At 69.6% G+C, this 10,800-nt stretch carries 9 protein-coding genes and 2 pseudogenes; 7 read left to right on the top strand and 4 right to left on the bottom strand.

Features of this window, described 5'->3' with window-relative positions; genetic code table 11:
* The 5 genes and pseudogenes from nbrcactino_RS14025 to nbrcactino_RS14045 form a co-directional block, all read left to right on the top strand.
* Positions 1-697 (top strand): annotated as a pseudogene (locus nbrcactino_RS14025) (aldehyde dehydrogenase family protein); the annotation flags it as partial.
* Positions 698-844: 147 nt separating this feature from the next.
* Positions 845-1,582 (top strand): SDR family oxidoreductase, encoded by a 738-nt coding sequence (locus tag nbrcactino_RS14030; RefSeq protein ID WP_161928048.1) that lies wholly within the window; start codon positions 845-847, stop codon positions 1,580-1,582.
* Entirely contained in the window at positions 1,579-2,448 is an 870-nt protein-coding gene (locus nbrcactino_RS14035; protein ID WP_161928047.1) for an NAD(P)-dependent oxidoreductase, read from the top strand. The genes nbrcactino_RS14030 and nbrcactino_RS14035 overlap by 4 nt, the downstream gene beginning before the upstream one ends.
* Positions 2,445-2,843 (top strand): carboxymuconolactone decarboxylase family protein, encoded by a 399-nt coding sequence (locus tag nbrcactino_RS14040; RefSeq protein WP_161928046.1) that lies wholly within the window; start codon positions 2,445-2,447, stop codon positions 2,841-2,843. The genes nbrcactino_RS14035 and nbrcactino_RS14040 overlap by 4 nt, the downstream gene beginning before the upstream one ends.
* A gap of 2 nt (positions 2,844-2,845) precedes the next feature.
* Positions 2,846-4,177: an alpha/beta hydrolase domain-containing protein gene (locus nbrcactino_RS14045; RefSeq protein ID WP_161928045.1), complete on the top strand. Its 1,332-nt coding sequence runs from the start codon at positions 2,846-2,848 to the stop codon at positions 4,175-4,177.
* Between the two features lie 134 nt (positions 4,178-4,311).
* Here nbrcactino_RS14045 and nbrcactino_RS14050 read toward each other — a convergent pair whose 3' ends face one another.
* From nbrcactino_RS14050 to nbrcactino_RS14065, 4 genes are read right to left on the bottom strand one after another with little or no spacing between them, the layout of a single operon-like run.
* Positions 4,312-5,454 carry an alpha/beta fold hydrolase gene (locus nbrcactino_RS14050; RefSeq protein WP_161928050.1) on the bottom strand — a complete coding sequence of 381 codons (1,143 nt, stop codon included), beginning with the start codon at positions 5,452-5,454 and terminating at the stop codon, positions 4,312-4,314.
* An 11-nt stretch (positions 5,455-5,465) separates the two neighbouring features.
* Positions 5,466-6,926 (bottom strand): wax ester/triacylglycerol synthase domain-containing protein, encoded by a 1,461-nt coding sequence (locus nbrcactino_RS14055; protein ID WP_161928044.1) that lies wholly within the window; start codon positions 6,924-6,926, stop codon positions 5,466-5,468.
* Positions 6,923-8,563: an AMP-binding protein gene (locus nbrcactino_RS14060; protein WP_161928043.1), complete on the bottom strand. Its 1,641-nt coding sequence runs from the start codon at positions 8,561-8,563 to the stop codon at positions 6,923-6,925. The genes nbrcactino_RS14055 and nbrcactino_RS14060 overlap by 4 nt, the downstream gene beginning before the upstream one ends.
* A 4-nt stretch (positions 8,564-8,567) precedes the next feature.
* A complete protein-coding gene (locus nbrcactino_RS14065) occupies positions 8,568-9,386 on the bottom strand; it encodes a lysophospholipid acyltransferase family protein (protein ID WP_371864583.1) in 819 nt (272 codons plus the stop codon).
* A 174-nt stretch (positions 9,387-9,560) separates the two neighbouring features.
* Here nbrcactino_RS14065 and nbrcactino_RS14070 point away from each other — a divergent pair, with 174 nt between their 5' ends.
* Together nbrcactino_RS14070 and nbrcactino_RS14075 are read left to right on the top strand one after the other, a co-directional pair.
* Positions 9,561-10,538 (top strand): NAD-dependent epimerase/dehydratase family protein, encoded by a 978-nt coding sequence (locus nbrcactino_RS14070; RefSeq protein WP_161928162.1) that lies wholly within the window; start codon positions 9,561-9,563, stop codon positions 10,536-10,538.
* Between the two features lie 37 nt (positions 10,539-10,575).
* Positions 10,576-10,800, top strand: a pseudogene (locus nbrcactino_RS14075) (amidohydrolase family protein); the annotation flags it as partial.

Consider the following 10,800-nt stretch of genomic DNA (forward strand, 5'->3'; position numbering starts at 1 on the left):
TCCTCGAGCTCGGCGGCAAGTCCGCGTTCATCGTCCTCGACGACGCCGACCTGCGAGGCGCCTGCTCGATGGCGGCGTTCAACGTCGTCACCCACGCCGGCCAGGGCTGCGCGATCACCACCCGCCTGCTGGTTCCGCGCGAGAAGCTCGACGAGGCCATCACCGCCACGCGCGACGCGATGGCCGGCCTGCCCGCCGACGACCCGGCCAAGCCGGGCACCATCTGCGGTCCGCTCATCTCGGCCAAGCAGCGCGAGCGCGTCGAGAGCTACATCAAGCTCGCCGTCGACGAGGGTGGCACCGTCGAGATCGGCGGCGGTCGGCCCGCGAGCAAGGAAAAGGCTACTTCGTCGAACCGACGCTGATCTCCGGCCTGGACAACTCCGCCCGGGTGGCCCAGGAGGAGATCTTCGGCCCGGTCCTCGTGATCATCCCCCACGACGGCGACGACGACGCGATCCGCATCGCCAACGACTCCCCGTACGGGTTGTCGGGCATGGTCTACGGCACCGACGAGACGCGGATCAACCACGTCGTCAACGGGGTTCGCACCGGGACGATGGGAGTCAACGGCGGCATCTGGTACGCCGCCGACGTCCCGTTCGGCGGATACAAGCAGTCGGGCATCGGCCGCGAGATGGGCGTCGCCGGCTTCGAGGAATACCTCGAGTCCAAGGCCGTCGCGAGGCCGGCATGACGCCGACTGGGCCCTCATTCCCGCCGAGTGGGCCCTCATTCCCGCCGACTGGGCCCTCAATCTCGTCGACTGGGCCCTCGATCTCGTCGAGTGGGCCCTCAATCCCATCCACACCAACCCAACCAACCCAATAGATAGGACAACCCAATGAGTTCAGGACGCTTCGACAACAAGACCATCATCGTGACCGGCGCCGCCGGCGGCATCGGCGAGGGTTACGCCCGAGGCCTGGCCGAAGAGGGCGCCAACGTCGTCGTCGCCGACCTCAACGACGAGGCCGGCGAGAAGGTCGCCGCCGACATCGGCGGTCTGTACGTGCACACCGACGTCTCCGACCCGGAATCCGCCGAGGCACTCGCCGCAGCCGCCGTCGAGCGCTACGGCAACATCAACGGCCTGGTCAACAACGCCGCCATCTACGGCGGGATGAAGCTGGACTTCCTGATCACCGTGCCGTGGGACTACTACAAGAAGTTCATGAGCGTGAACCTCGACGGGGCGCTGGCGGTGACCCGCGCGGTCTACCCGCACATGAAGGACGGCGGCTCGATCGTCAACCAGTCCTCCACCGCCGCTTACCTTTACAGCGGCTTCTACGGCCTCGCCAAGGCGGGCATCAACAACCTCACCTTCCAGCTCGCCACCGAACTGGGCGGCAACAACATCCGCGTGAACGCGATTGCCCCCGGGCCCACCGACACCGAGGCGACCCGCACCACCACCCCGATCGAAATGGTCGAGGACATGGTCAAGCAGTTGCCGCTCAAGCGATTCGGCAAGCCGGAGGACCACGTCGGCATGTGCAAGTTCCTCCTCTCCGACGAGGCCAACTGGATCACCGGCCAGATCTTCAACGTCGACGGCGGGCAGGTCTACCGACCATGAGCGACGTTCGTCTGGGATATGTCGGCCTGGGCAACATCGGCGGCCCGATGGCCGGGCGGCTCGCCGCCTGGCCGGGCGGCCTGACCGTCTTCGACCTGTCCGACGAGGCCGTCGCCAAGCTGGTCGAGAAGGGTGCAGCCAAGGCCGACTCGCTGGCCGCGCTCGGCGAACAGGCCGACGTCATCGGGATCTGCGTCGTCAACGACGCGCAGGTGCGCTCGGTGGTCGGCGACCTGCTCACGACGGCCAAGTCGGGCACGGTGATCACCGTCCATTCGACGATCAGCCCGGAGACAGCGATTGAGCTGTCGGCAACCTGCGCGGAGCAGGGTGTCCACCTGATGGATGCTCCCATCTCCGGCGGCGCACCCGGCGCCGAGCAGGGTCGGCTGGCCATCATGGTCGGCGGACCGCGGGAGGCCTATGAGCAGATCAAGCCGCCGTTCAAGTTGGCCGGCGACATGCTCGTCCACGCGGGCGACGAGGTCGGCGCGGGCACCAGGATGAAGCTGGCGCGCAATCTCCTGCATTTCATCTCATTCAATGCGGCGTCGGAGGCACAGCGCCTGGCCGAGGCCGCCGGGATCGACATCGAGAAACTCGGCAAAGTGGTGCGCCACACCGACGCCATCACCGGCGGTGCCGGGGCAATCATGCTGCGCAACACCACCGCACCGATCGATCCCGACGACTTCTGGTACGGCGTATTCACCCACGTGGTGAACTTGGGCAGCAAGGATCTCGATCTGGCCTTGGCCTTGGGCCGCCAGCTCGACGTCGACCTTCCCCTGGGCACCATCGCCCGCGCCAACCTCGCGTCGGGATTCGGTGTTCCCGATGCCGAAGACAAAGGAGTCAACGCATGAGTTCAGGAACCGCCGTAGGCGGCGAGGGCACCGAGCACCGCAAGCGCGGTGTGGCGAAGATGTCGGAGGTGTACGGCTGGGACATGTCCGACGGTCCCGGACTGCATTTCGCGCACACCGCCGATCAGCTGTTCGCCGAGGTGTGGACGCGTGACGCACTCACCGACCGTGATCGTCGGCTGCTGCTCCTGGGCCTGTTGGCCGGAAACGGCCACGTCGACGTCGCGGAGATCCAAGCCGGGGCGGCACTGGGCAAAGAGGAGCTGACCCCCGAGCAGCTCGAGGAGATCGCCCTGTTCCTCTGTTACTACGCCGGTTGGCCGGTCGGCACCAAGATGAACACCGTCTTCGGCACCGCCATCAAGAATTGGCGCAAGGCGCAGAAGCAGGACTGACCGTGGATTTCGTCGAACTCACCGGCGGTGCCGGACATTCCCTCATGAGCGCAACGCCGGGCCCCGACCTGGCCGCGCACGGCTACACCGAGACCGAGTACGCCGCTACCGGCGTCGTGTCCGGGCTCACGCGGGACGGCGAGGCCCCGCCGGCCGAGTTCACCACTCGCGTCCTCGTCCGCCGGCCGAGCACGCCGGAGTCGTTCAGCGGCACCCTCGTCGTCGAATGGCTCAATGTGAGCAGCGGAGCCGACGCGGCACCGGAATACACCTACGTCGCAGAGGAACTGGTCCGGGCCGGCCACGCGTGGGCCGGGGTGTCCGCGCAGTACACCGGCGTCGAGGGCGGCACCGGGTCGGTCGAGGTCGATGCCGGTCCGAGCGGCCTTGCCGCGAAGGACCCGCAGCGGTACGCCCAGATGAAGCACCCGGGCGACGCGTACTGCTACGACCTGTTCGCCGCGGTAGCCGCCGCGCTGCGGGGGCCGGGCGGGCCGCTGGGTGGGCTGATCGTCGACCGCATCCTCGCGGTCGGCGAATCGCAGTCGGCGATGGCCCTGACGACCTACGTGTCGGCCTTCGCGCCGGTGCACAAAGTCTTCGACGGCTACCTGGTCCACAGTCGGGCGGTTGCCGGACTCCCCCTCGGGGATATCGGCGGCCCGGCCGACATCTCCGTCGCGTTCTCCGGAGACCCGACGAGCATCCCCGACGTCGGGGCGCCGGTCCTCGTCGTGCAAACCGAGACCGATCTGCTCACCAACTTCCGCTACTACCTTGCGCGACAATCAGATTCGGATTCGTTGCGGGTGTGGGAGGTGGCCGGGGCCGCCCATGCCGACCTGGCACAGATCGGACCATTCGAAGAATTCCTCGGCTGCCCGGATCCGGTGAACCGCAGCCAACAGCGGTTCGTGCTGCGCGCGGCACTGCGACATTTGGATCGCTGGGCCCGCGGCGGCGACCCGCCGCCTTCCGCAGAGCCGTTGCAGCTCAATGGATCTGACGACCCGGCGTTCGTTCCCGACGAGGTGGGCAACGTTCGCGGCGGGGTCCGCACCCCGTGTGTCGAGGTGCCGACCCAGGTGTTGAGCGGCATTGTGCCCGAACCCGTTTCGCGGATCTGTTTGCTGTTCGGGTCAACCCACCCGATTCCCGACGAGGTGCTCGCCCAGCGCTACCGCTCGTCGTCGGACTACCTGCGCAGCTACGCCGACGCCACCGACGCCGCGATCGCGGCCGGATTCATCGTGCCCGAGGACCGCGACGAGGTTCTTGGCGAGGCCACACCCGACCTTGTCGTCGAAGCAACCGAGACCGTCAAAGACGCTTGAGCGTCGCTCATCGAGGGCCCAGTCGACGAGATCGAGGGCCCAGTCGGCGGAAAAGAGGGCCCAGTCGACGAAGATGAGGGCCCAGTCGACGAAGATCAGGGCCCAGTCGGCGGGAAAGAGGGCCCAGTCGGCGATTAGGGGGTCGCAGCGGCGGCCTCGGCCAAGAACTCGTCGGTGAGTTCGCGGACTCGGCCAGAGAACACGTGGCCGACATGCCCGCCGGCGTACCACTCGATCCGGCCACCCCAGTGGTGGTGCAGTTTCTGGGCCGCGGTCACCCAGGTCACCCGGTCGTTGAGCGCGGCGATCACCAACCTCCGGTCCGGCTCCGCATAGGGCGTCACCGCCAGCGGGTCGACGACCGACGAGACGGCTCGGACACTGTCCGAGCGCAGCAGCGCGGCCGCCTCCCGGCCGATCTTGCCGACCCGGTCCATGTGGTGGGCCAGCGTCGTGTGCACGCCGAGCATCGGCACCAACGCCAACACCGAGGACACCAACGGCTCCAACCCGGCGACGAGTCCGGCCAACGGTCCGCCCAGCGACGTCCCGGCAATGGTCACCTCGGCCGGATCCTGCGCGCCGATCCAAGACACCAGCGCCCGGATCTCGGCGACCGCCCGAATCGTCACCGCGATGTTCTCCAACGGGTCGAAACCCGGGAAGGCGACGTTGGGGTGCCGCCGTGCGCCGTGCGCCGGCAGCACCGGCAGCACCACGTTGTATCCCAGCTTCTCGTGCAGGTGGGCGGCCCGGAACGAGAACATGTCGTCGGGACGGCCCTGCCCGGCACCGTGCACCCAGATGATCCAGCGCCGGCCCGGCTCCTCGTGGGCCAGCACCCGCGCCGACGACACTCCGTCGAGGTAGGGCGCATAGGCGGCCATCGGCTCGGGCAGGTCGACGTCCAGCTTGAAGTCGACGTGGTCGTAGACCGTCGTGGTGAAGCGCTTGCGGCTGCGCCGCAAGATCGTCGGCACCGGCTGGGGGCGGTTGACCCCGGTGACCCCGAGCTCGGTGAGCACCGGCGCGGCCGCGTCGCAACGCTGCACCGCGGCGGCGAGGTCGTCGATCTCCGACACGTCGCGCAGCACCGAGTTGAGGGCGACGAACAGCTCGTCGACGGCCGACTCGCCCACCGTGCGCGCGCCGACCTTCGACGGCGGAATGCCCAGGCGCTCATCGCCGTTCTTCGCCGCGCGCGCACTGGCGACGGCCCGCGGCACGACGTTGGCGAACAGACCCACGCGGGCCACAGTCGTATCCCAGATGGTCAGACCCACGATGGCTACTCGACTCTCTTGGGCGGCTTCGCCGCGGGATTGGTGGGCGGCTTGGCCGCTGATTGGTCGGCGTCCTGCGCCGCCAACATCCCCCGCTCGACCAACGCCGTGCGCACTTCGTGCAGCGACTCGCGCACGCGGTCGAGGAAACCCTCCGGATCGGGCATCGACTCCGGCGTCGTGATGAGCCCCATGCTGATCCGGCCGGCATAGCTGTAGGCGGTGAGGTTCACGTCGGCCGGCGCGATCGCCAGCGCGAACGAGATCCAGTCCACCACCTCGATGTCGCCCACCCAGCGGGTCTCACGGGGACCCGGCAGGTTGGCCGTGGTGATGTTGTTGACGACGCGCGGCGTGACCGGGGCCGCCAGCTTGCGGAACACCGGGCCGGTGCGGCCGGTGTAGACCGCGATCTGGTCGGTCAGCTCGAAGCCGATGCTGCGCCGCTTGGTGACCGCCGCGGCACAGCTCTGCGCGGTCGCGGTCAGCCGCTGCACCGGGTCGGCGATGTCGGTGCGCAGATAGGCCAGCGCGGTGGAGATCTCATTGCCCGCGGTGCGCGTCGACGCCATGTCGGCGGCCACCCCGAACACCGTCACCGCCGGCGAGCGCAGGTCCTCGCTGCGGGCGATCATCTCGGCGCGCTTGGCCCCGGCGATCACCCCGTGCAGGGCGCCGTTGACGGTGGTCCCGGTGGCGACGGCGATCTGCTGGAATTGCGCGAGCGGCAGACTCGCACTGGCACAACGCCGTTCGCCGCCGCTGGGTGCGGAGAAGCTGTTGCGCGACGACTCCATCGGCTTGGGCACCAGGTGCCGGTTCTCGAACCGCCGCGAGGTGACGATGCCCTTGACCAGCCGGCCGGTGGCCTTGGGCACCTCCCGGAAGAGCTTCTTGGACTCGGCGCGCGCAGTGCGCAGCAGTTCTTCGCGCTGCACCGCCTCGATGTCGCCGACCGGGGCGGGCGCCACCGTGCCGCCCCGCTCGGCGGTGGCGGTCATGAACGTGTTGAGGGCGGCCAAGCCGTCGGCGACGGCGTGGTGGACCCGCACGACGATGGCCTGCTGGCCGTCGGCGAGGCCGTTCACGAGGGTCAGCGCCCACAGCGGCCGCGACCGGTCGAGTTGTTCGACGGACAGCTCGGTCAGGATTGTGTCGAGCGCCCGACGATCGCCGGGGGCGGCTGCGGTCCGCTCGTCGAGGTGGGCGCTGACGTCGAAGTTCTCGTCGGCCACCCAGAACGGGCGCGCCGAGTAGGTCGCCGATGCCGCCTCCACGCGCTGTGTCGCACGCGGGAAGTGTCCGAGGTAGTGGGGCAGTACGTCGACGAGCTCGTCCAGGGTGATCGGGCGGCCGCGCCGCGACGGGTCGACGATGGCCACCTTGAGGGTGTGCATCGGCGTCGTCGGATTCTCCATGTTGAGCATCAGGGCGTCGTTGCCCGACAGTCGCTGCAGTCCGGTCATCGTCCCTCCTCGGTGAGGTCGCGCTTGAGCACCTTGCCGGTGGCGTTGCGGGGCAACAGTTCGATGAAATGGATGTCGCGCGGCACCTTGTACCCGGCGAGCTGGCTCTTCACGTGCGCCTTCAACGCGTCGGCATCGACGTCGGAACCGCCGGACCGCACGACGAAGGCGGCGAGCCGCTGGCCGAACTTCTCGTCGTCGACGCCGATCACCGCGACCTCGGCCACCCCCGGGTGGGCGTCGAGGACCAGCTCGACCTCCAGCGGGTAGACGTTCTCGCCGCCGGAGACGATCATCTCGTCGTCGCGTCCGACGACGTAGAGCAGGCCGTTCCCGTCGATCCGCCCGACGTCGCCGGAGAGCATGTAGCCGTCGGCGTAGTCCTTGGTCTCGGTGCCGGTGTATCCGTCGAAGGCCGACTCGTTGGCCACCGCGATGACGCCGATCTCGCCGACCGGGAGCGGGCGCCGATCGTCGTCGAGAATCCGCACCCGGGTGCCGGCGATGGGCCGCCCGGCGGTGTCCGGGGCGATCCGCAGGTCGGCCGGGGTCGCGGTGCTGATCAGACCGGCCTCGGTGGCGTTGTAGCTGTTGTAAACCACGTCGCCGAAGCGGTCCATGAAGGCGGTGAGCGATTCCGCGCGCATCCGCGACCCGCTGGCGGTGGCGAACCGCAGCGTCGGCATCGGCTTGGCGTCGAGCACATCGACGGGCAGGTCCATGATCCGTTCGAGCATCACCGGGACGACGGCGAGCCCGCTCGCACCGTGGTCGCGCACGAGGTCGAGCGTGCCTTGCGGGTCGAACCGGCGACGCATGACCATCGTCGCGTGCATCGTCGACGAGATGGCCATCTGGCCGAAGCCCCAGGCGTGGAAGATCGGGGCCGCGATGACCGTCGTCTCCCCGCCGCGCCACGGGATGCGGTCGAGCATCGCCGCGAGCGACGAGACGTCCGATCCGCTGGCGCCGCGCTTGGCGCCCTTGGGGGTGCCGGTGGTGCCCGAGGTCAGCAGGATGATCCGGCCGGGTTTGCGCGGCGGCGCCGGGCGCTGCCCCATCCGGGAGGAGATGAGGTGCTCGACGGTGCCGGGATCGGCGCGCAGGCCGATCCCCTCCTGCCACGACCACAGGCACCGCAGGCCCGAATCAGATTGGCGGGCATGGTCGATGAGGCCGGCGAACTCGTCGTCGGCGATGAGGATGTCGGCCTGTTCGCGCTTGAGGACGTCGGCGAGCTGCGGCCCGGCGAACCCGGTGTTGAGCAGGACCGCGTCGGCGCCCAACCGGATCGTCGCGGCGATCGCCTCGACGATGCCGCGGTGGTTGCGGCACATGATCGCGACGGTGCGCGGCGGCCGGACGGTCGACTCACTGAGCCCGACGGCCAGCGCGTCGGCCCGGGCGTCGAGTTGCGCCCAGGTCAGCGAGCCGGCCTCGTCGTGCAGGGCGACGGCGTCGGGGTATTGGGCGGCGGCGAGGCCGATGCCGCTGACCGCGTTCGTCCCGCCCTGGCGGCGCAACGACAACCCCATCCGCAGGTAGCGGTCGGGGCGCAGCAGGGTGAGGAATCCGCTGGACACCAAGACGCGGACGATCCACGCGTAGTGGCTGAGTCGGTTGCGCAACGCGGTCATGGCCTCACCCGATGATCGGGAATCGACGGTCGCGGTCGAGTTCGTCGAGGGCGGCCTGCATCCGCGACCGGATCTCCTCGTCGACGGCGTCGATGTCGGGGTCCTCGCCGAACTCGGCGGTGATGTCGATGGGGTCGAGCACCTGGGTCACCATCTTCGACGGCAGCGGCACGTTGGGCGGCATGCCCAGCGTGAGCCCGAAGGGGAAGCCGAAGGTCAGCGGCGCCCGGGTGGCCCGGATCAGCTTGTCCAGCCGCAACAGTTTGGCCAGGCCCGCGCCGTCGTTGAGGAACAGCTGGGTCTCCTGGCCGCCGATGGTGACGATGGGGACGATCGGCACCCCTGCTATGATGGCGGTGCGCACGTAACCCTGTTGGCCGTTGAAGTTGATCTTCGCCGACGCCGAGGTGGGCCGCATCGCGTCCCAGACACCGCCGGGGAACACCAGCGTCGCCATGCCCTCGCGCAGCGCGGCGACGGCGTTGCGCGGATGGGCGCGCAGGAAGCCGAACTTGCCGAAGATGGTGTCTCCCGCCCCCAGGAACACCAGGTCGTGGGCCAGCGTGCACAACGGTCGGTCGGCGCCGAACTCGTCGGCGAAGGCGACCGCGATGAGCGGGACGTCGTAGGCGACCATGCCGCCGGAGTGGTTGCTGACCAGCAACACTCCCCCGTCGGGCACCTTGTCCATCCCGCGCACCTCGGAGCGGAAGTAGACCTTGGCGATGGTCTTGAGCAGCGGTAGGACGCGGGCCACCCACTCGGGGTCCCAGCGGGCTTGCGAGCCCTTCTCCGGCACCGGCTGCGACTTGTCTTCGGCCACGGTCGCCACCCCCTTCGTATCGATCGACTCCCTGCTCTTTATTGTCGTTTCACCATCGGCGGCCCGCGGGCCATCGAGGAAACTAGAACGTGTTCTAGTTTTAGAATAGAGCACGTTTCCCGGATCCGCCATCCGAGACCACCAGCCGTTCCGCCCACCGCAGAGGAGACCGCCGTGCGCGTCCTGATCACCGGTGCCACCGGATTCGTCGGCGGCTGGACCGCCGACGCGATCGCCCGCCGCGGCCACCAGATCCGCTTCCTCGTGCGCAACCCCGACAAGCTGGCCCGCGCCGCAGCCTTTTTCGGGTTCGACGCCGACGACGCCGTGGTCGGCGACATCACCGACGAGGCCGGCGTCGCCCGGGCCCTGCAGGGCTGCGACGCCGTGGTGCACGCGGCCGCCGAGGTCGCCCTGCACGGCACCGACGCCGACGGGGAGCGGGCCCTGGTGCAGCGCAATCTCGCGGGCGCGCGCAACGTGATCGGCGGGGCCGTGCGGGCGGGCATCGACCCGGTCGTGCACGTGTCGAGCATCGCCGCGCTGTGGACCCCGACGACGGCGGTCATGCACGGCGACCTGCCGGTCACCGGGGGCGCCGGCGCCTACGGGCAGGCCAAGACCGCGGTGGAGGTCTACGTCCGCTCGCTGCAGGACGAGGGAGCACCCGTCGCCATCGTCTACCCCACCGGCGTCGCCGGCCCGTCGGCCGCCGGGCACCGCGGGGAGGCCGGCGACGGCGTGCGCACCCTCGCCGGCGTCGGGGTGCTGGGCCGCACCGCCGGGCTGACCCTCGTCGACGTCCGCGACCTGGCCGACCTGCACGTCCGCCTGCTCGAACCCGGGCACGGCCCGCGCCGCATCCTGGCCGGCGGGCACCGGATCATCGGCGCCGACCTCGCCCGGGCGCTGCGCCACGCCTCGGGGCGGCACACCCGCTACGTGCCGATCCCCAACCGCGCGCTGCTCGGGATCGGCCGGCTCGCCGACCGCTTCCGCTCGCTGGTCCCGGCCGGCGTCGACCAACTCAGCGAATCCGCCGCCCAGTACCTGCTCTACCCGCCGATCCCCGACAACAGCGCCGCGGCGTCGCTCGGCGCCACCTTCCGGCCGGCGACCGAGACGATCGACGCGGTGTTCGACGACGACTGATCCGACCCGCCCGCCGGGGCGGGGTTAGTCTGGGTCCGTGTGTTCCGACGATGACGTGACGACACCGTTCTCCCCGGCCGACGCCGCTGCTGTCCGAGCGTTGTGGGAGCCGCTCGGGCTGCCCGGGGTGATCGACATCCACACCCACTTCATGCCGGGCAATGTGATGGACAAGGTCTGGGCCTACTTCGACTCGGCCGGCCCGCTGCTGGGCCAGGGATTGGCCGATCACCTACCGCGCCGACGAGCAGGCCCGCGTCGA

This window comes from Gordonia crocea (assembly GCF_009932435.1).
Lineage (GTDB): Bacteria > Actinomycetota > Actinomycetes > Mycobacteriales > Mycobacteriaceae > Gordonia > Gordonia crocea.